The sequence below is a fragment of the Streptomyces sp. NRRL S-37 genome (genome assembly GCF_000721605.1).
Classification (GTDB): Bacteria; Actinomycetota; Actinomycetes; order Streptomycetales; family Streptomycetaceae; genus Streptomyces.
Genome location: NZ_JOIZ01000017.1, coordinates 78,194 through 98,815, shown reverse-complemented (window position 1 = coordinate 98,815; position 20,622 = coordinate 78,194). Strand labels below are relative to the sequence as shown.

The 20,622-nt window shown below is 71.8% G+C and carries 17 protein-coding genes; 14 read left to right on the top strand and 3 right to left on the bottom strand.

Annotation, left to right across the window (positions count from 1 at the left end; genetic code table 11):
* The first annotated feature begins 67 nt into the window (after positions 1–67).
* The 4 genes from IH50_RS0124360 to mutM all read left to right on the top strand — a co-directional run bounded on the left by IH50_RS0124360 (position 68) and on the right by mutM (position 2,796).
* Positions 68–712 (top strand): YceD family protein, encoded by a 645-nt coding sequence (locus tag IH50_RS0124360; protein WP_030866171.1) that lies wholly within the window; start codon positions 68–70, stop codon positions 710–712.
* Positions 713–714: 2 nt separating this feature from the next.
* Positions 715–888, top strand: coding sequence for a 50S ribosomal protein L32 (gene rpmF / locus IH50_RS0124355; protein WP_007493396.1), 174 nt, complete (start codon positions 715–717; stop codon positions 886–888).
* Positions 889–907: 19 nt separating this feature from the next.
* Entirely contained in the window at positions 908–1,726 is an 819-nt protein-coding gene (gene rnc, locus IH50_RS0124350) for a ribonuclease III (RefSeq protein WP_030866168.1), read from the top strand.
* Between the two features lie 209 nt (positions 1,727–1,935).
* Complete coding sequence (mutM, locus tag IH50_RS0124345; RefSeq protein WP_030866166.1) at positions 1,936–2,796, top strand: bifunctional DNA-formamidopyrimidine glycosylase/DNA-(apurinic or apyrimidinic site) lyase; 861 nt, start codon at positions 1,936–1,938, stop codon at positions 2,794–2,796.
* Here mutM and IH50_RS0124340 read toward each other — a convergent pair.
* A complete protein-coding gene (locus tag IH50_RS0124340; RefSeq protein WP_030866163.1) occupies positions 2,769–3,167 on the bottom strand; it encodes a winged helix-turn-helix transcriptional regulator in 399 nt (132 codons plus the stop codon). The genes mutM and IH50_RS0124340 overlap by 28 nt on opposite strands.
* A gap of 140 nt (positions 3,168–3,307) precedes the next feature.
* On the opposite strand from IH50_RS0124340, the gene IH50_RS0124335 reads away from it, so the two are divergent.
* The gene (locus tag IH50_RS0124335) at positions 3,308–3,898 is read left to right on the top strand and encodes a flavodoxin family protein (protein ID WP_030866162.1); all 591 of its coding nucleotides are present in this window, start codon (positions 3,308–3,310) and stop codon (positions 3,896–3,898) included.
* 76 nt (positions 3,899–3,974) lie between these two features.
* Here the strand turns inward: IH50_RS0124335 and IH50_RS0124330 are convergent, their stop codons facing one another.
* The gene (locus IH50_RS0124330; RefSeq protein ID WP_030866160.1) at positions 3,975–5,186 is read right to left on the bottom strand and encodes a CAP domain-containing protein; all 1,212 of its coding nucleotides are present in this window, start codon (positions 5,184–5,186) and stop codon (positions 3,975–3,977) included.
* Between the two features lie 176 nt (positions 5,187–5,362).
* Here IH50_RS0124330 and IH50_RS0124325 point away from each other — a divergent pair, with 176 nt between their 5' ends.
* From IH50_RS0124325 to ftsY, 5 genes are all read left to right on the top strand, one after another.
* Positions 5,363–5,644: an acylphosphatase gene (locus tag IH50_RS0124325; protein WP_030866158.1), complete on the top strand. Its 282-nt coding sequence runs from the start codon at positions 5,363–5,365 to the stop codon at positions 5,642–5,644.
* Positions 5,645–6,021: 377 nt separating this feature from the next.
* On the top strand, positions 6,022–6,225 hold the full coding sequence (locus IH50_RS0124320) for a hypothetical protein (protein WP_030824772.1): 204 nt from the start codon (positions 6,022–6,024) through the stop codon (positions 6,223–6,225).
* 294 nt (positions 6,226–6,519) lie between these two features.
* Positions 6,520–10,137 carry a chromosome segregation protein SMC gene (smc, locus tag IH50_RS0124315; RefSeq protein WP_030866156.1) on the top strand — a complete coding sequence of 1,206 codons (3,618 nt, stop codon included), beginning with the start codon at positions 6,520–6,522 and terminating at the stop codon, positions 10,135–10,137.
* A gap of 193 nt (positions 10,138–10,330) precedes the next feature.
* Complete coding sequence (locus IH50_RS0124310) at positions 10,331–11,749, top strand: sugar porter family MFS transporter (RefSeq protein ID WP_030866154.1); 1,419 nt, start codon at positions 10,331–10,333, stop codon at positions 11,747–11,749.
* 203 nt (positions 11,750–11,952) lie between these two features.
* Entirely contained in the window at positions 11,953–13,155 is a 1,203-nt protein-coding gene (ftsY, locus tag IH50_RS0124305; protein ID WP_030866153.1) for a signal recognition particle-docking protein FtsY, read from the top strand.
* A 258-nt stretch (positions 13,156–13,413) separates the two neighbouring features.
* Here ftsY and IH50_RS0124300 read toward each other — a convergent pair whose 3' ends face one another.
* Positions 13,414–14,079 carry a bifunctional DNA primase/polymerase gene (locus IH50_RS0124300; RefSeq protein WP_030866150.1) on the bottom strand — a complete coding sequence of 222 codons (666 nt, stop codon included), beginning with the start codon at positions 14,077–14,079 and terminating at the stop codon, positions 13,414–13,416.
* A 446-nt stretch (positions 14,080–14,525) separates the two neighbouring features.
* Here IH50_RS0124300 and IH50_RS0124295 point away from each other — a divergent pair, with 446 nt between their 5' ends.
* The 4 genes from IH50_RS0124295 (at position 14,526) to IH50_RS0124280 (ending at position 20,510) form a co-directional block, all read left to right on the top strand.
* The gene (locus tag IH50_RS0124295) at positions 14,526–16,022 is read left to right on the top strand and encodes a hypothetical protein (RefSeq protein ID WP_030866147.1); all 1,497 of its coding nucleotides are present in this window, start codon (positions 14,526–14,528) and stop codon (positions 16,020–16,022) included.
* A 347-nt stretch (positions 16,023–16,369) separates the two neighbouring features.
* The gene (locus IH50_RS0124290) at positions 16,370–17,710 is read left to right on the top strand and encodes an ammonium transporter (RefSeq protein WP_030866145.1); all 1,341 of its coding nucleotides are present in this window, start codon (positions 16,370–16,372) and stop codon (positions 17,708–17,710) included.
* Entirely contained in the window at positions 17,707–18,045 is a 339-nt protein-coding gene (locus tag IH50_RS0124285) for a P-II family nitrogen regulator (RefSeq protein WP_030231663.1), read from the top strand. The genes IH50_RS0124290 and IH50_RS0124285 overlap by 4 nt, the downstream gene beginning before the upstream one ends.
* Positions 18,046–18,068: 23 nt before the next feature.
* Complete coding sequence (locus IH50_RS0124280; protein WP_030866142.1) at positions 18,069–20,510, top strand: [protein-PII] uridylyltransferase; 2,442 nt, start codon at positions 18,069–18,071, stop codon at positions 20,508–20,510.
* Positions 20,511–20,622 lie beyond the last annotated feature (112 nt).

Below are 20,622 nucleotides of genomic sequence, written 5' to 3'. Positions count from 1 at the left end.
GCGATCCACGCTGCCCGGGAACATCGCGGGGCAGTGATATCTCTGAGCTCGAAGACCGAAAGCAGGAATGGCCCTGAACGCCCGCCTCGACCACCGCAACCCCCTCGTGTTCGACACACACGAGCTGGGGCGGCGGCCCGGTGCGCTGCAGCGCCTGACCCGCACGGTCGACGCTCCCCAGGACTTCGGGATCAAGGACGTCATCGGAGTGCCGGAAGGCGCCCCGGTGGAGCTGGAGCTCCGGCTCGAGTCGGTCATGGAGGGTGTGCTCGTCACAGGCACCGCCCGTGCCAAGGCCGAGGGGGAGTGCGTAAGGTGTCTGGAGCCGCTGGAGCGGGAGCTCGAAGCGGACTTCCAGGAGATGTTCTCGTACCCTGACGCCGACGACCGGGGCCGCGTGATCGCGGAACCGGGCGACGACGCCGAGGACGACGAGGACAGGCTCTTTCTCGAGGACGGCCTGTTCGACCTCGAGCCTGTGCTGCGTGATGCGGTGGTGCTCGCACTGCCGATGCAGCCGGTGTGCCGGGAAGACTGCCCGGGTCTGTGCTCCGAGTGCGGAGCACGGCTCGCCGACGACCCGGACCACCACCACGATGCCGTCGACATCCGTTGGGCGGCTTTGCAGGGACTCGCCGGTTCACTCGGAGACGGCGAGAAGGACGAGATGAGCGGCGCCGAACCGGGCGTCGACGAGAAGCAGGAGAAGTAGCCGTGGCTGTTCCGAAGCGGAAGATGTCGCGCAGCAACACGCGCCACCGCCGGTCGCAGTGGAAGGCTGCGGTCCCCACCCTGGTTGCGTGCGAGCGCTGCCACGAGCCCAAGCTGCAGCACATCGCGTGCCCGTCTTGCGGCACTTACAACAAGCGCCAGGTCCTCGAGGTCTGAGCGGCTGGTGAGAGGCACTGTGTCGACGCCGAAGAAGAACTCAGCGGACCACCAGGCCTCGTCCCACACGCTTCTGGAAGGGCGGCTCGGCTACAAGCTCGAGTCCGCCCTTCTGGTGCGTGCGCTGACCCACCGTTCCTACGCGTACGAGAACGGCGGTCTGCCGACGAACGAGCGGCTGGAGTTCCTCGGGGACTCCGTGCTCGGCCTCGTCGTCACGGACACGCTGTACAACATCCACCCCGACCTGCCCGAAGGCCAGCTGGCCAAGCTGCGGGCCGCGGTGGTCAACTCGCGTGCGCTGGCGGAGGTGGGCCGCGGGCTCGACCTGGGCTCCTTCATCCGGCTCGGCCGCGGTGAAGAGGGCACGGGCGGCCGGGACAAGGCGTCCATCCTCGCCGACACCCTGGAAGCGGTGATCGGCGCCGTCTATCTCGACCAGGGCCTGGACGCGGCCTCCGAACTGGTGCACCGCCTGTTCGACCCGCTGATCGAGAAGTCCTCGAACCTCGGAGCCGGCCTGGACTGGAAGACCAGTCTCCAGGAGCTCACCGCGACCGAGGGACTCGGCGTGCCCGAGTACCTGGTCACGGAGACCGGCCCCGACCACGAGAAGACCTTCACTGCTGCCGCCCGCGTCGGAGGCGTCTCGTACGGCACCGGCACCGGCCGCAGCAAGAAGGAGGCGGAGCAGCAGGCCGCCGAGTCCGCGTGGCGGTCCATCCGGGCCGCGGCGGACGAGCGCGCCAAGGCGGCGGCGGAGGCCGAGGAGGTCGTCCGGACCGCCGAAGCCGATGCCTCCGGCAAGAGCGCCGACGCCCCGTCGGCCTCCGCCTGAAAGAACAGCGCGACCCGAGCGCCCGCCCCCCGGACCGGAGGCGGGCGCTCGTGGCGCCAGAGCCTGTCCGGCCGTCCGGGCCGGAGCCGTCCGGGGAGCACCTCGACGCGACGGGGCCCCGCGCACGGGGAGAGACCGGGCGCGGCAAGCGGCCGACCGCCGACGCCCTCCGGACGGCTCTCAGTACACCGGTCCTTGGAGGGGACACCATGCCCGAGCTGCCCGAGGTCGAGGTCGTACGGCGCGGACTCGAGCGGTGGGTCGCCCACCGGACCGTCGCCGACGCCGAGGTGCTGCACCCGCGCGCGGTACGCCGTCACACAGCCGGCGCCGACGACTTCGCGCACCGGCTCGAGGGGCACCGCATCGGCGTCCCCAGCCGCCGCGGCAAGTACCTGTGGCTGCCCCTGGAGGACACCGGCCAGTCGGTCCTGGCCCACCTCGGCATGAGCGGCCAGCTGCTGGTCCAGCCGCACACGGCACCGGACGAGAAGCACCTGCGCGTCCGCGTCCGCTTCACCGACGCCCTGGACACCGAACTCCGCTTCGTCGACCAGCGCACCTTCGGCGGCCTGTCGCTGCACGACACCACCCCTGACGGACTGCCCGACGTCATCGCGCACATCGCCCGGGACCCCCTCGACCCGCTCTTCGACGAGGAGGCGTTCCACCAGGCGCTGCGCCGCAGGCGGACCACCATCAAGCGGGCCCTGCTCGACCAGTCACTGATCAGCGGCGTCGGCAACATCTACGCCGACGAGGCGCTGTGGCGGGCCCGCATCCACTACGAGCGCCCCACGGCCGGCTTCACCCGCCCCCGCACCCTGCTCCTGCTGGGCCACGTCCGGGACGTCATGAACGCCGCGCTCGCGGTGGGCGGCACCAGCTTCGACAGTCTCTACGTCAACGTCAACGGGGAGTCCGGCTACTTCGACCGGTCCCTGGACGCGTACGGCCGTGAGGGTCTGCCCTGCCGCCGCTGCGGTACGCCGATACGCCGACGGGCGTGGATGAACCGCTCCAGCTACTTCTGCCCGAGGTGTCAGCGGGCGCCGCGCGTCTCGTCGTAGCGCTCGCGCGCCTCGAGTACGGCGTCCATGCTGCCCTCCACGCACTGGATGAGGGCCAGCAGACGCCGGGCGACCTCGTGGCCGAGCGGAGTCAGTTCGTAGTCCACGCGGGGTGGGTTGGTCGGCTGGGCCTCGCGATGCACCAGCCCGTCGCGCTCCAGCGCGTGCAGCGTCTGGGAGAGCATCTTCTCGCTCACCCCCTCGACCCGGCGGCGCAGCTCGTTGAACCGGAGCGAGCCCTCATGGAGCGCGCCGAGGGTCAGCGCGCCCCAGCGCCCGGTCACATGCTCCAGCGTGCCGCGGGACGGGCACGCCCTGGCGAACACGTTGAAGGGGAGCTCCTGCTCCTCCGGGCGCTGCGTGGTCGTCATGGGTCAAGCCTACTTCAGAGCAGCGCTAACCAACAGGTTGCACTAACCAGAAGTTAGTGCTTTCCTTTTCGCAGCGCTGGCGAGCCGCTGCTTCGCCTGTTCTCTCGCTTCCCCAAGAGTCCTTCCAAGGAGCGTCCACCGTGACCACCCCTGTCGTTTCCATCGCCCATCACTCCGGCTTCGGCCACACCGCCGTCCTCGCCGAAGCCGTGCGCACGGGTGCCGCCGACGCCGGTGCCGAGGTGCATCTGATCGACGTCGGGACGATCACCGAGGAGCAGTGGGCGATCCTGGACCGCTCGGACGCCATCGTGTTCGGCTCCCCGACCTACATGGGCACCGCCTCCGCCGCCTTCCACGCCTTCGCCGAGGCCACCTCGAAGCGCTGGGGGGACCAGGTGTGGCGGGACAAGCTCGCCGCGGGATTCACCAACTCGGGCTCGAAGAGCGGCGACAAGCTGCACACCCTGCAGTTCTTCCAGATCCTCGCCGCGCAGCTCGGCATGCACTGGATCAACCTCGGCCTGCTGCCGGGCTGGAACAACAGCACGGCTTCGGAGAACGACCTCAACCGCCTCGGCGTGTTCGCCGGCGCGGCAGCCCAGACCAATGTCGACGAGGGCCCGGACGCCGTCCACAAGGCCGACATCGCCACGGCGGAGCACCTGGGCCGAAGGGTGGCCCGGACCGCCGAGATCTTCCTGCGGGGCCGGGCGGCCGTCGCCGCGTGACACGAAGGCGCGTGACACGAAGGACGGCGGGCCGGGGAGATCCCGGCCCGCCGTCCTCCGTACTCGTCGCGTACCGCTAGTACCCGAAGTTCTGGGTCCACCACGGGCCGCCCGACCCCATGTGGACGCCCACGCCCAGCGTCTTGAAGTCGCAGTTCAGTATGTTCGCCTTGTGGCCGGGGCTGTCCATCCAGGCCTGCATCACGGCCGCGGCGTCGGCCTGGCCCCGGGCGATGTTCTCGCCGCCCAGGTTGCTTATGCCGGCCGTCTTGGCCCTGTCCCACGGGGTGTCGCCGTCGGGGTCGGTGTGGTCGAAGAAGCCGCGGTCGGCCATGTCGGCGCTGAACGCCGTGGCCAGATCGGTCAGCTCGCCGCTCGCGGTGACCGGGCTGCACCCCACCTTGGCCCGCTCCACGTTGACCAGCCGGAGCACCTCGGCGCCGGCGACGGCCTCCGCGGACGAGGGGGCCGGGTCGCTCGTCCTCTCCTCCGGCTCCGGCTCCGGCGTCGCCTCGCGGGGCGGCGTCTTCTCCGCGGTCTTCTCGGGGGCCGCCGCGGGCTCCTTCTTCTCCGGGGCCTTCTTCTCCGGAGTCTTCGTCGGCGCGGCCGGCGTCGAGGCCGACGCGGAAGGTTCGGGCGAGACGGAGCGCTCGGCGTCACGGCTCGCCGGGGTGCCGGCGTCGCGGCTCGGGCTCTCCAGGCTGCCGGACGTGCCGCCCTGCTCACTGGGCGAGTTGGTCGGCGCGCCCCCGGCCTGCACGCTGTCACCGGAGGTGCTGTCGCCGCCGAGCCGGTAGCTCTCCAGACCGGGCACCGCGCCCGTGGCCACCGCCACCGTGCCGAGGGCCACCGCGGCGGAGACACCGAGCAGGCCGGTACGGACCGGGGTCGCGGCCTTCTTCTTCCGGCGCCGGTGTCCGTCGGGGTGGGGCGCGTCGTCGCCGGGCGCGGGACCGTCACCGGGGAAGGCGTGGCCGATCCGGTCCGTGGCGGGGCCGATCAGGTCCGGGCCGGTCGAGAAGTCGGCGCCCGGGAAGCCGCCGCGGGTGAGGTCGCCGCCCCCGGCGGGGGTTCCGGCGCCGTCCATCGCGTAGAGGTAGGACTCGCTCCTGGCGTACGTCTCGGCGTACGCCTGCGGGTTCAGATACGGCGCGGTGCCCATCGTGGGCGGGCCGTCCCCCCGGTCGCCCCCCGGAAGCGGGCCGCCGTAGCGGGGATCGTCGTGGGTGACCCCGGTGGCGCGGCCCGTGGCGGCGCGGCCGGCGGCGGAGCGTCGGTGGCGTCCCATGTCCTGGCCTTCCTCGTCCTTGCGGTCGACTCGTGCTGGCGACCAACCCGAAACCCGATGATCACGAAACTCACACCAACGAGTGAGTTTCATATGAGATTCATGGCTGGGGACGCTACCGCATGGCGCATGGGCCAGGTGTGCCCCAAGTGACTTTGTCCGGTTAGGTTGCAGCCATGAGCGAGGATGTGCGCATGGTCGCCTGGGTGCGCGGGCGTGTCCAAGGTGTGGGTTTCCGCTGGTTCACCCGGGCCAAGGCGCTGGAGATCGGCGGCCTGAGTGGTTTTGCTCTCAATCTGGGCGACGGCAGGGTCCAAGTGGTCGCCGAGGGCGCCCGCGAACGCTGCGAGGGACTGCTCGACTGGCTCCAGACCGGCGACACGCCCGGACGCGTGGACGGAGTCACCGAGATCTGGGACACACCGCGCGGCGGCTACGAGGGCTTCGCCATCCGCTGATCCCGCGCGCTCCGGCGGCCCCGGGCGCCATGGGCGGTCCGCACGACGAGCCCTCCCCGACGAAAAAGTCCTGGTGATTGCCGAGAAGGGCTTGCCGTGGGCGGCGCCGGCCGTCAAGATGATCGCCACGTCCCGAGGACCCGTGAGACTCGCGCCGCCGCCGTCAGCCGGCCGTGCGCGCCCGGTTGTCCGCCAATACGGGGCGTGATCGTGTTGACCCTCAAACTTTTTGGTGAGACGCTGAAAGCCCCGCGCACCTTAGCTGTTTGGCATGGCTGAACGGCAGTACAACTCCAGGCAGGCCAAGCACCGCGGGTGCGAATCCCTCACGACCCACACCGCATCGGTCGGTCACTCATTGTGGAGGACCATCCATCATGGCAAAGGCGCTTCTCGGTTACGTCGGCGGCTCCGACCCGCGACTCCTCGCCGAGATGCGACGGCTCCAGCAGCGCGTCCAGGACCTGGAATCCGAGCTCGTACGGATCCAGGCGGAGAAGGACGCGCTGGCGGCTGCCGCTTCTCACGACAGGATCATGGAGAGCGTTGACGCACACCAGGCGGAGCCTGCGCTCACCTGATCACTGCACGGCTGATCACTTCACCGCCGCACGAAACCGCTGTACAAACAGCACAGCAGTGGTCGGGCCCGCCCGTCACCACCGCCGAGCAGTCAGAATTGCAAGGGACGCCCCGGCGTCCCTTCTTTCTTTCCCGCCTCCGTGATCCCGCTCCGGTGCCCGCACCCCCGCGCACGACGCTCGTTGTCCCGCGCATCCTTTCACCCTCTTCAACGTCTGGTCTGCCCTGCGCGTTCACCCGCGAAACCGCGCGTTCATGGAGTGGGGTCCGCCCGGCGGGTAAAGTCCGGCGGCGTGCACCTCAAGGCCCTGACCCTCCGCGGCTTCAAGTCGTTCGCTTCCGCGACCACGCTCCGGTTCGAGCCGGGGATCACGTGCGTCGTGGGTCCGAACGGCTCGGGCAAGTCCAATGTCGTGGACGCGCTCAGCTGGGTCATGGGCGAGCAGGGCGCCAAGTCGCTGCGCGGCGGCAAGATGGAGGACGTCATCTTCGCCGGCACCACCGGCCGCCCCCCGCTGGGCCGTGCCGAGGTGTCCCTGACCATCGACAACTCCGACGGCGCCCTCCCCATCGAATACGCCGAGGTCACCATCACGCGGATCATGTTCCGCAACGGCGGCAGCGAGTACCAGATCAACGGCGACACCTGCCGGCTCCTCGACATCCAGGAACTGCTCTCCGACTCCGGCATCGGCCGGGAGATGCACGTCATCGTCGGCCAGGGCCGGCTCGACTCCGTCCTGCACGCCGACCCCATGGGCCGCCGCGCCTTCATCGAGGAGGCCGCCGGCGTCCTCAAGCACCGCAAGCGCAAGGAGAAGGCGCTGCGGAAGCTGGACGCGATGGGCGCCAACCTCGCACGGGTGCAGGACCTCACCGACGAGCTGCGGCGCCGGCTCAAGCCGCTCGGCCGCCAGGCCGCCGTCGCGCGGCGGGCCGCCGTCATCCAGGCCGACCTGCGCGACGCGCGGCTGCGCCTCCTCGCCGACGATCTCGTACGGCTGCGCGAGGCACTGCGGGCCGAGATCGCCGACGAGGCCGCCCTCAAGGAGCGCAAGGAGGCGGCCGAGGCCGAGCTGGGGAAGGCCCTCCGGCACGAGGCCCACCTGGAGGACGAGGTACGCCGGCTCGCCCCGCGGCTGCACAGCGCCCAGCAGACCTGGTACGAGCTCTCCCAGCTCGCCGAACGGGTGCGCGGCACGATCTCGCTGGCCGACGCGCGCGTGCAGAGCGCGACCTCCGCGCCCCCCGAGGAGCGGCGCGGCCGGGACCCGGAGGACATGGAGCGCGAGGCCGCCCGCGTCCGAGAACAGGAGGCCGAACTGGAGGCCGCCCTGGAGGCGGCCGAACGCGCCCTGGAGGACACCGTCGCCCACCGCGCGGAGCTGGAACGCGAACTCGCCCAGGAGGAACGGCGGCTGAAGGACGCCGCGCGGGCCATCGCCGACCGGCGCGAGGGGCTCGCCCGGCTCACGGGACAAGTGGGCGCGGCCCGTTCGCGTGCCGCCGCCGCCCAGGCGGAGATCGAACGGCTGGCCGTCGCCCGGGACGAGGCCCGGGAGCGGGCCGTCGCCGCGCAGGAGGAGTACGAGGCCCTCCAGGCCGAGGTCGACGGCCTCGACGCGGACGACGCGGAACTCGCCGAGCTGCACGATGCCGCCAAACGGCGGCTCGCGGACGCGGAGGCCGCCCTCACCGCCGCCCGTGAGGCGGCCACCGCCGCCGAACGCGGCCGCGCGGCGACCCGGGCCCGCCACGAGGCCCTCGCCCTCGGCCTGCGCCGCAAGGACGGCACCGGTGCGCTGCTGAGCGCGAAGGACCGCCTCACGGGGTTGCTGGGTCCGGCCGCGGAACTGCTGACGGTGACGCCCGGCTACGAGGTACCGCTCGCGGCCGCGTTCGGCGCGGTGGCGGACGCCCTCGCGGTCACCTCACCGTCCGCCGCGGCCGAGGCGATCCGTCTCCTGCGCAAACAGGACGCGGGCCGGGTGACCCTCCTCCTGGCGGAAGCAGCCGAAGCAGCGCCCCCGAGGGGCGCGGGGAACCGCGCGACCGACCACAGCGAACCCGCGGCCGCCGACGAACCCGCGGCCGCCGGCACACCCGCGGCCGCCCTCCCCGCCGAACACCTAGTCAGCGGACCCCCCGAGCTCATGCCGGCCGTGCGACGGCTGCTGCACCGCGTCGTCGTCGTCGGCACCCTGGAGGACGCGGAGGAAGTCGTCGGCGCCCACCCCGGCCTCACCGCCGTCACCGCCGAGGGCGACCTGCTCGGCGCCCACTTCGCGCAGGGCGGTTCCGCGGGCGCCCCCAGCCTGCTGGAAATACAGGCGTCCGTGGACGAGGCCGCCGCCGAGCTGGCGGAGCTGGCCATACGCTGCGCGGAGCTGGCCGAGGCGCAGGAGGCGGCCACCGGCCGGCGCCGGGAGTGCGCGGCCCTCGTCGAGGAACTCGGGGAGCGGCGCCGGGCCGCGGACCGGGAGAAGTCCTCCGTCGCCCAGCGGCTCGGCCGGCTCGCCGGCCAGGCACGCGGTGCCGCCGGGGAGGCCGAGCGGGCCGAAGCCGCCGCGGCCCGGGCGCAGGAAGCCCTCGACAAGGCGCTCGTCGACGTCGAGGAACTCGCCGAGCGGCTCGCCGTCGCCGAGGAGGCGCCGTTCGAGGAGGAGCCCGACACCTCCGTACGCGACCGGCTCGCCGCCGACGGGGCCAACGCCCGCCAGACCGAGATGGAGGCCCGCCTCCAGGCCCGTACGCACGAGGAACGGGTCAAGGGGCTCGCCGGACGGGCCGACTCCCTCGAACGGGCCGCCCGCGCGGAACGCGAGGCACGCGCGCGTGCCGAACAGCGCCGGGCCCGGCTGCGCCACGAGGCGGAAGTCGCCGGGGCCGTCGCCGCCGGCGCCCGCACCCTCCTCGCGCACGTCGAGGTCTCCCTCGCCCGCGCCGACCAGGAGCGCACCGCCGCCGACACCGCCAAGGCCCGCCGCGAGCGGGAACTCGCCCGCGCCCGCGCCGAGGGGCGCGATCTCAAGGCGGAACTCGACAAGTTGACGGATTCAGTTCACCGGGGCGAGGTACTCGGCGCCGAGAAACGGCTGCGGATGGAGCAGCTGGAGACCAAGGCGCTGGAGGAACTGGGTGTGGAACCGGCCGGGCTGGTGTCGGAGTACGGACCGCACCAGCCGGTGCCGCCCTCGCCCCCCGCCGAGGGCGAGGAGCTGCCGGAGGACCCCGAGCACCCGCGCAACAGGCCCCGGCCCTTCGTACGGGCCGAGCAGGAGAAGCGCCTGAAGGCCGCCGAGCGCGCCTACCAGCAGCTCGGCAAGGTGAACCCGCTCGCCCTGGAGGAGTTCGCGGCACTGGAGGAACGCCACCGGTTCCTCAGCGAGCAGCTGGCGGACCTGAAGAAGACCCGCGCGGATCTGCTCCAGGTCGTCAAGGAGGTCGACGAGCGCGTCGAGCAGGTCTTCACCGAGGCCTACCGGGACACCGCGCGCGAGTTCGAGGGCGTCTTCTCCCGGCTGTTCCCGGGCGGTGAGGGACGGCTGGTGCTGACCGACCCCGACAACATGCTCACCACGGGCGTGGACGTCGAGGCGCGTCCGCCCGGCAAGAAGGTCAAGCGGCTCTCCCTGCTCTCGGGCGGCGAGCGGTCGCTGACCGCCGTGGCGATGCTCGTGGCGATCTTCAAGGCCCGGCCCAGTCCGTTCTACGTCATGGACGAGGTCGAGGCCGCCCTCGACGACACCAACCTCCAGCGGCTGATCCGGATCATGCAGGAGCTGCAGGAGGTCTCGCAGCTGATCGTGATCACGCACCAGAAGCGCACCATGGAGGTCGCCGACGCGCTCTACGGCGTCTCCATGCAGGGCGACGGTGTGTCCAAGGTCATCAGCCAGCGGCTCCGCTAGACCGGCACACAATCTTCAAGTCCTGAACGATCTTTACTTCCTCACGTCTTAAAACTCACAGCACACGGCCTATTGACTTCAAAAGTTGAAGGCATAGTCTCTGCAATGTTGTTTTTACCTTCAGGTACCTTCAGCTGGACCTCGAAGGGCTGACCCCCATCCGGCGATGTTGCCGGTGGCCCGAGGAGTACACGTGACCAGCACAGCGCAGGCACAGAAGTCAGGAGCCAGGACGGCTCACCCCGAACATCTCGGGCACGTCATCTTCATCGCGGCGGCGGCCGCCATGGGCGGTTTCCTCTTCGGCTACGACAGCTCCGTGATCAACGGCGCCGTCGAGGCCATCCGCGACCGCTACGACATCGGCTCCGCCGCGCTCGCCCAGGTCATCGCCGTCGCCCTGATCGGCTGCGCCATCGGCGCCGCGACCGCCGGCCGCATAGCCGACCGCATCGGCCGCATCCGGTGCATGCAGATCGCCGCGGTCCTGTTCACCATCAGCGCCGTCGGCTCCGCGCTGCCCTTCGCCCTGTGGGACCTCGCCTTCTGGCGGATCGTCGGCGGCTTCGCCATCGGCATGGCCTCCGTCATCGGCCCGGCCTACATCGCCGAGGTCGCCCCGCCCGCCTACCGCGGCCGGCTCGGCTCCTTCCAGCAGGCCGCGATCGTCGTCGGCATCGCCGTCTCGCAGCTGGTCAACTGGGGCATCCTCAACGCCGCCGACGGCGACCAGCGCGGTGAGCTGATGGGCCTGGAGGCCTGGCAGGTCATGCTCGGCGTCATGGTGATCCCGGCCGTCCTCTACGGCCTGCTCTCCTTCGCCATCCCCGAGTCCCCGCGCTACCTGATCTCGGTGGGCAAGCACGAGCGCGCCCGGCAGATCCTCGAAGAGGTCGAGGGCAAGGACATCGACCTGACCGCCCGCGTCACCGAGATCGAGTCGGCGATGCACCGCGAGGAGAAGTCCAGCTTCAAGGACCTGCTCGGCGGCAGCTTCTTCTTCAAGCCGATCGTCTGGATCGGCATCGGCCTGTCGGTGTTCCAGCAGTTCGTCGGCATCAACGTCGCGTTCTACTACTCCTCGACGCTGTGGCAGTCGGTCGGCGTCGACCCGACGGACTCCTTCCTCTACTCCTTCACCACGTCGATCATCAACATCGTCGGCACCGTCATCGCGATGATCTTCGTCGACCGCATCGGCCGCAAGCCGCTCGCGGTCATCGGCTCCGTCGGCATGGTGATCGGCCTGGCGCTGGAGGCCTGGGCCTTCTCCGCCGACCTCGTCGACGGCCAGTTGCCCGCCACCCAGGGCTGGGTCGCCCTGATCGCCGCGCACGTCTTCGTCCTCTTCTTCGCCCTGTCCTGGGGCGTGGTCGTCTGGGTCATGCTCGGCGAGATGTTCCCCAACCGGATCCGCGCCGCCGCCCTCGGTGTCGCCGCCGCCGCGCAGTGGGTCGCCAACTGGGCCATCACCGCGAGCTTCCCCTCGCTGGCCGACTGGAACCTGTCGGTCACCTACGTGATCTACACGGTCTTCGCCGCGCTCTCCATCCCGTTCGTCCTGAAGTTCGTGAAGGAGACGAAGGGAAAGAGGCTGGAGGAGATGGGCTGAGCCGACGGCCCTCCCGAGTCCGGGGAGAAGGACCCAAGTCCCCGCTGTCCCTCTCCTCGTCCCCTCACCGCCGCCCTCGCCCGGGTCACCCGGGCGAGGGCGGCGGCGTGTTCTCCCCGGGGACCGGGTGCCGGGCGTGCCTCCGCGGGTCCCGCGCGTAGAACGAACGGCCTCGTGGGAGGTCACGCCATACTGGGGCTGTTATGGACATCGTCATCCTTGCTGTAGTCATCGCCGTGGTCGTGCTCGGCGCGCTCGGCGGGCTCATCGTCGGCAGCCGGCGCAAGAAGCCGCTGCCCCCGCCGCCGCCCGCCGCGCCCGACATCACCGCCCCTCCGGCCGAACCGCACGTCGGCGAAGAGGCCGAGACGCCGCGGGAGGAACCGCGGCGCACCATAGAGGAGGTTGATCTTCCGGCGGGCGCGGGTCCCGTCGTCATCGAGGAACCGCCCGCCGCCGAGGCTCCCGAGATCGAGATCCCGGAGCCCACCGCCGGCCGTCTGGTCCGGCTGCGGGCCCGTCTCTCCCGTTCGCAGAACGCCCTGGGCAAGGGCCTGCTCGTCCTGCTGTCCCGCGAACACCTCGACGAGGACACCTGGGAGGAGATCGAGGACACCCTGCTCACCGCCGACGTCGGTGTGCAGCCCACCCAGGAGCTGGTCGAGCGGCTGCGCGAGCGCGTGAAGGTGCTCGGCACCCGCACCCCCGAGGAGCTGCGCGGACTGCTCCGCGAGGAGCTGATCACGCTGGTCGGTCCCCGGATGGACCGCACCGTGCACACCGAGAACGCGGCCGGCGGCCCCGGCATCGTGATGGTCGTCGGCGTCAACGGCACCGGCAAGACCACCACCACCGGCAAGCTCGCCCGCGTCCTGGTCGCCGACGGCAACACCGTCGTGCTCGGCGCCGCCGACACCTTCCGTGCCGCCGCCGCCGACCAGCTGCAGACCTGGGGCGAGCGGGTCGGCGCCCACACCGTGCGCGGCCCGGAGGGCGGTGACCCCGCCTCCGTCGCGTTCGACGCGGTCAAGGAGGGCAAGGAGATGGCCGCCGACGCCGTGCTCATCGACACCGCGGGGCGGCTGCACACCAAGACCGGCCTCATGGACGAGCTCGGCAAGGTCAAGCGGGTCGTGGAGAAGCAGGCCCCGCTGGACGAGGTGCTGCTCGTGCTCGACGCCACCACCGGGCAGAACGGTCTGGTCCAGGCGCGGGTGTTCGCCGAGGTCGTCGACATCACCGGCATCGTGCTCACCAAGCTGGACGGTACGGCCAAGGGCGGCATCGTGATCGCCGTGCAGCGTGAGCTGGGTGTGCCGGTCAAGCTGATCGGGCTCGGTGAGGGGGCGGACGATCTGGCGCCGTTCGAGCCGGAGGCGTTCGTGGATGCCCTGATCGGGGAGTGAGGCCCTGACTCCGGCTCCGTCGGACGGATTCGGCAGACGCGAAGAAGCGCCCGCCCTCTCGGGGGACGGGCGCTTCGCCCTGTCCGGGGGTGCCCCGGCGTAGGGGCGGGCCGGGGGTGGTTCGCGCTGCCCGGCGCTTGCGGGGTGCCTCCCCCACTCCCGGCTTCGCCCGGGCGGGGACCCCCATCGCCCTGGGGGTACCTCTCAGGTCCTTGAAGCACTGAGGGGACCGCCCGCGGGAAAGGGCGGGGGCGGCGGTTACGTCCCCGACCGGTGCGCCACGTACGCCAGCGTGCCCAGCAGCAGGCGGGCCTCCGGCGGGCGGGTCGCCGAGTCCAGGGCGGGGGAGCGGAGCCAGCGGACCGGGCCCAGGCCGCCTCGGTCGGACGGGGGTGCCGTGATGTGCGTGCCGGGTCCGAGGCCGCGCAGGTCCAGGGCGGCCGGGACGTCCCAGCCCATGCGGTAGAGCAGGTCGGGGAGCGCGGCGGCGGCGCCGGGGGCGACGAGGAAGTGGGCGCGGCCGTCCGGGGTGGCGGTGACCGGGCCGACCGGCAGGCCCATGCGCTCCAGCCGGGCCAGGGCGTGGCGTCCGGCGGCCTCCGCGACCTCGATCACGTCGAACGCCCGCCCGACCGGCAGCATCAGCGAGGCCCCCGGGAACTCCGACCAGACCGCGGTCACCTCGTCCAGCGGAGCCCCGGCGCGGATCACCGGCGCGTGGTCCAGCGGATGCGCGCCCGGTGCCCGGCAGTCGGCGCGGCCGCAGGAGCAGGTGCCCGCGGCGGCCCGGACGCCCGGCACCACGTCCCAGCCCCACAGCCCGGTGTACTCCGCCACGACGGTGCCGTCCGAGGAGCGGCTCCGGCGACGCGAACCGGACCGGATGTCGCGGATGCCCCGACTGATGCCGATCGTGAAGCCCATGCCCCCTCCAACGGGTCCGACGTACCGGTGGTCACGTAGCGAACGCGGAAAGTGACTCTCTGTTTCCAGCTTCCCGGCGTCGTTCCGCTCAACCGGCGCTTCGAAGCGCCCAGGGTGGTGCGTCCGGCGATGTGCGCCCCTCGGTGCATCGCTGCATCCACTCTTGGCTGTCCGGTGTCAAGTGAATCGCGGGACGGCAACGGTGAGTTCATTCGAAGGGGTGGCGAATGGTGGCGATTGCGGTTCCGCCATGGTGGGACGGGTGATCGTAGGGTTACTTTGTGTGCACGGCTTCTTGGGGCACATGCACTCGTGGGTATGCCGGAGGCAACTCGGCTTTCCGTTCGAAGGGTGACAATCGTCGGACGGGCGGCCCCGATGACCGGCATTCTGATAGGGCTTGGCGCAATCGGCGACAAGTGGTCTTCAGGGATGGGGGCGTTCCAGTGAGCGGCAACGGCGGTGGCGGGACGAACGCGACGAGTGCGGAGAAACGCCCGAACGAGCTGCTCGCCTCGTGGTTCGTCCGCAGCGGCTGGTCCAAGGGCGAGCTCGCCCGCCAGGTCAACCGCAGGGCCCGCCAGCTGGGCGCCAACCACATCTCCACCGACACCTCGCGCGTACGCCGCTGGCTGGACGGCGAGAACCCGCGCGAGCCGATCCCCAGAATCCTGTCCGAACTGTTCTCCGAACGCTTCGGCGTCGTCGTCTCCGTCGAGGACCTGGGCCTGCGCACCACCCGCCCGGCACCCTCCGCGACCGGCGTCGACCTCCCCTGGACGGGCCCGCAGACCGTGGCCCTGCTCAGCGAGTTCTCGCGCAGCGACCTGATGCTGGCGCGGCGCGGCTTCCTCGGGAGCTCGCTGGCCCTCTCCGCGGGCCCGTCCCTCATCGAGCCCATGCAGCGCTGGCTCGTCCCCTCCCCGTCCGCCACACCGGCCCGGCCCGAGGCCGACCCGGTGTCCTCCGCCGCGCGGGCCCGCGGCCGGCTGTCCAAGCCGGAGCTGGACCTGCTGGAGACCACCACCGTGATGTTCCGGCAGTGGGACGCCCAGTGCGGCGGCGGCCTGCGCCGCAAGGCGGTCGTCGGACAGCTGCACGAGGTGACCGACCTGCTCCAGGAGCCCCAGCCCGAGTCCACCACCCGGCGCCTGTTCAAGGTCGCCGCCGAACTCGCCGAACTGGCCGGCTGGATGTCGTACGACGTGGGGCTCCAGCCCACCGCGCAGAAGTACTTCGTGCTCGCCCTGCACGCCGCCAAGGAGGCCGGCGACCGGCCGCTCGGCTCGTACGTGCTGTCCAGCATGAGCCGGCAGATGATCCACCTCGGCCGGCCCGAGGACGCCCTGGAGCTGATCCACCTCGCGCAGTACGGCAGCCGGGACTGCGCCAGCCCGCGCACCCAGTCCATGCTGTATGCGATGGAGGCCCGCGCCTACGCCAACATGGGCCAGCCCGGCCGCTGCAAGCGGGCGGTGCGGATGGCCGAGGACACCTTCGCCGAGGCCGACGAGTGGGACGAGCCCGACGCCGACTGGATCGGCTTCTTCTCCGAGGCCGAGCTCTACGCGGAGAACGCCCACTCCTACCGCGACCTCGCCTACGTCGCCGGCCGCAGCCCCACCTACGCCTCGCTCGCCGAGCCGCTGATGCGGCGGGCCGTGGAGCTGTTCGGCAAGGAGGGCGGCGAACACCAGCGCTCCTACGCCCTCAACCTGATCGGCATGGCCACCGTCCACCTGCTGCAGAGCGAGCCCGAGCAGAGCGCGGCCCTCGCCACCGACGCCATCAAGGCGGCCAAGAAGGTCCGTTCCGAGCGCGTCAACACCCGTATCCGAAAGACGGTCGACACCGCCGTACGCGACTTCGGGGACCTCGCCGAAGTCGTCGAACTCGGCGAGCGGCTCGCGGTCGAGCTGCCCGAGTCCGCGGAGGCGGTCTGACACCCCCGAGGTACCGCTAGGCCCCGGCCGCGGCCGGCCCTCCCGAACCGCCCGACTCGGCTCCCCCATGCCAGGTCATTCGGAGGCCGCCGCGGCCGGTCGTGTGTCTCCCCGGCCACGGCTCACCGCCGTACACCGAAGGTTGCGCCACGATAACGATCGGCGCGCCCCGGATCCGGCAGTTCATCGACCCGTAACACGCCGGGTGCCTTCGTCACGGCGGCGAAACAACGAGGGGCTTCCACCGAAACGGCGCTGCGCCAATCTCATGGCGCATAACCGGCCCACCCCTCAATCCGCTCAAGGCTTCGCCCGCACGGGGCCGTACCAACGACGAGGAGACGCCGATGGCACCAGCCATCACCCTGGCCGCAGACGCGCCCACGCTGTCCGCCGCCAACACAGGGTTCATGCTCATCTGTTCCGCCCTGGTGATGCTCATGACCCCGGGTCTCGCCTTCTTCTACGGAGGCATGGTCCGCGTCAAGAGCACGCTGAACATGCTGATGATGAGCTTCATCAGCCTCGGCATCGTCACCGTCCTGTGGGTGCTGTACGGCTTCTCCATGGCGTTCGGCACCGACGCCGGGAGCGTCATCGGCTGGAACTCCGACTGGGTCGGACTGAGCGACATCGGCCTGACGGAACTGTGGGACGGCTACACCATCCCCGTCTTCGTCTTCCTGGTCTTCCAGCTGATGTTCGCCGTCCTCACCCCCGCGCTGATCAGCGGTGCCCTCGCGGACCGCGTGAAGTTCACCGCGTGGGCGCTGTTCATCGCCCTGTGGGCCACGATCGTCTACTTCCCGGTCGCGCACTGGGTCTGGGGCGCCGGCGGCTGGGCCTTCGAGCTGGGCGTCATCGACTTCGCCGGCGGTACGGCCGTCCACATCAACGCCGGTGCCGCCGCGCTCGGTGTGATCCTGGTGATCGGCAAGCGCGTCGGCTTCAAGAAGGACCCGATGCGCCCGCACAGCCTCCCGCTGGTCATGCTCGGCGCCGGTCTGCTGTGGTTCGGCTGGTTCGGCTTCAACGCCGGCTCCTGGCTCGGCAACGACGACGGCGTCGGCGCGCTGATGTTCGTCAACACCCAGGTCGCCACCGGTGCCGCCGTCCTCGGCTGGCTCGCCTACGAGAAGATCCGCCACGGCGCCTTCACCACGCTGGGCGCCGCCTCCGGCGCGGTCGCCGGTCTGGTCGCCATCACCCCGGCCGGCGGCGCGGTCTCCCCGCTCGGCGCGATCGCCGTCGGTGTCATCGCCGGTGTGCTGTGCGCCATGGCCGTCGGCCTGAAGTACAAGTTCGGCTACGACGACTCCCTCGACGTCGTCGGCGTCCACCTCGTCGGCGGCATCCTCGGCTCCCTGCTCATCGGCTTCTTCGCCACCGGCAAGGGACAGTCCGACGTCGCGGGCCTCTTCTACGGCGGCGGCCTGGACCAGTTCTGGAAGCAGTGCGCCGGTGTCTTCGGCGTCCTCGCCTACTCCCTGGTCGTCTCCGCGGTCCTGGCCTTCCTCCTCGACAAGACCATCGGTATGCGAGTCTCCGAGGACGACGAGGTGGCCGGCATCGACCAGGCCGAGCACGCCGAGACCGCATACGACTTCAGCGGCGCCGGCGGCGGCGCGGCCCGCACCGCCGCCACCGCCCCCGTCGCCCCGGCCGAGAGCAAGAAGGTGGACGCATGAAGCTCATCACCGCCGTCGTGAAGCCGCACCGGCTCGACGAGATCAAGGAGGCCCTGCAGGCCTTCGGAGTACACGGACTGACCGTCACCGAGGCCAGCGGCTACGGGCGCCAGCGCGGCCACACCGAGGTCTACCGCGGTGCCGAGTACACCGTCGACCTGGTGCCCAAGATCCGCATCGAGGTGCTGGTCGAGGACGACGACGCCGAGCAGCTCATCGACGTCGTGGTCAAGGCGGCCCGCACCGGAAAGATCGGTGACGGCAAGGTCTGGTCGATCCCGGTCGAGACGGCCGTACGGGTGCGGACCGGCGAGCGCGGTCCGGACGCCCTCTGACACACGAGAACGGGAGCCGCCGGGTGACGAGTACGGACGTGACGAAAGAAGCAGAGGACTCGGGACCCGGCGGCTACGCGGCGGCCCGGCTGCGCCTCCTCACCGAGGAGGCGCGGTCCGGGCCGCCGCGCCGCAGTGCCCTCGCGGACCTCACCGACGACTGGCTCGGCGGACTGTTCGCGGCGGGCGCGCAGGAGGCGCGCGGAGTCTCCCTGGTCGCCGTGGGCGGCTACGGACGCGCGGAACTCTCCCCGCGCAGCGACCTCGACCTGCTCCTGCTGCACGACGGCACCGCCCCCGACGCGGTCGCCGCCCTCGCGGACCGCCTCTGGTACCCCGTCTGGGACCTGGGCCTCGCCCTCGACCACTCCGTCCGCACCCCGGCCGAGGCCCGCAGGACCGCGGGCGAGGACCTCAAGGTGCAGCTCGGACTCCTCGACGCCCGGCACATCGCCGGCGACCTCGGTCTCACCACCGCCCTGCGCACGGCGGTCCTCGCCGACTGGCGCAACCAGGCGCCGAAACGCCTCCCCGCCCTGCGGGAGCTGTGCGAGGAACGTGCCGAACGCCAGGGCGAACTGCAGTACCTCCTGGAACCCGACCTCAAGGAGGCCCGCGGCGGACTGCGCGACGCCACCGCCCTGCGTGCCGTGGCCGCCTCCTGGCTCGCCGACGCCCCGCGCGAGGGCCTCGCCGACGCCCGCCGCCGGCTCCTCGACGTACGGGACGCCCTGCACCTGACGACCGGGCGGGCCACCGACCGGCTCGCGCTCCAGGAACAGGACCAGGTCGCGGCCGAACTGGGCGTGCTCGACGCGGACGTGCTGCTGCGGCAGGTCTACGAGGCCGCGCGGGTCATCGCCTACGCCGGTGACGTCACCTGGCGCGAAGTCGGCCGCGTCCTGCGCTCCCGCGCGGTGCGGCCCCGGCTGCGCGCCATGTGGGGCGGCGGGAAGCCGGCGCCCGAGCGCTCCCCGCTGGCCGAAGGGGTCGTGGAACAGGACGGCGAGGTGGTGCTCGCCCGCGCGGCGCGCCCCGAACGCGACCCCGTGCTCCCCCTGCGCGCCGCGGCCGCCGCCGCCCAGGCCGGACTCCCGCTCTCCCTGCACGCCGCACGGCGCATGGCCACCGGCGCACGCCCCCTGCCCACGCCCTGGCCCGCCGAGGCACGGGAACAGCTCGTGACCCTGCTGGGCTCCGGCCGCCCCACCGTCGAGGTCTGGGAGGCGCTGGAGGCGGAGGGCCTGGTCAGCCTGCTGCTGCCGGACTGGGACCGGGTGCGCTGCCGTCCGCAGCGCAACGCCGTGCATCTGTGGACCGTCGACCGGCACCTCATCGAGACCGCCGTACGCGCCTCCGCGTTCACCCGCCGCGTCAGCCGCCCCGACCTGCTGCTGGTCGCCGCGCTGCTGCACGACATCGGCAAGGGCTGGCCCGGCGACCACTCGGTGGCCGGCGAGGTCATCGCCAAGGACGTGGCCGCCCGCATCGGCTTCGACCAGCACGACGTCACCGTGATCGCCACCCTCGTACGCCACCACCTCCTGCTGGTCGAGACCGCCACCCGGCGCGACCTGGAGGACCCCGCCACGGTGCGCGCGGTCGCCGACGCCGTCGGCGCCCAGGGCACCCTCGAACTGCTGCACGCCCTCACCGAGGCGGACGCCCTCGCCACCGGGCCCGCCGCCTGGTCGTCCTGGCGCGCCTCGCTCGTCACCGACCTGGTCGAACGGGTCTCCGCCGTGCTCTCCGGAGACGCCCCGGACGGGTCCGAGGAGGCCGCGCCCACCGCGGAACAGGAGCGCCTCGCGATCGAGGCCGTCGCCACGGGTGCGCCCGTGCTGTCCCTGCGGGCCCAGACCGAGCCGCCCGCCGAGCCCTCCGGCGGCCCCGAACCCCTGGGCGTGGAACTGCGCATCGCCGTACCCGACCAGGCGGGTGTGCTGCCCGCCGTGGCCGGGGTGCTCGCCCTGCACCGGCTGACCGTGCGGACCGCGGAGCTGCGGGCGGTGGACCTCCCGGACGGCGTGGACGGCTCCGTGCTGCTGCTGGACTGGCGGGTCGCCGCCGAGTACGGCTCGCTGCCCCAGGCGGCCCGGCTCCGCGCGGACCTCGTACGCGCCCTCGACGGCAGCCTGGACATCGCCGCCCGCCTCGCCGAACGGGACGCCGCCTACCCGCGCCGCCGGGGCATGATCGCCCCGCCGCCGCGCGTGACGGTCGCCCCCGCCGCCTCCCGGCACGCCACGGTGCTGGAGGTCCGCGCGCAGGACGCGCCGGGCCTGCTGTTCCGGATCGGGCGGGCGCTGGAGGACGCGGCGGTACGGGTGCGGAGCGCGCATGTGAGCACGTTGGGGGCGAACGCGGTGGACGCTTTTTATGTGACCTTGCCGGACGGCTCGCCTCTTCTCGCCGAGGAGGCGGTGTCGATGGCCCGGAAACTGGAGGAGATGCTGCGGGCGTGACCTCATGGACGTGTTACGCGTTGAGAGGGAGTATCCCCGCGTATGCGGGGGTGGTTCCCCCGCTCAGCACGTTCTGAAGACGGTCAAGGACCTTGTCCCCGCCTGCGCGGGG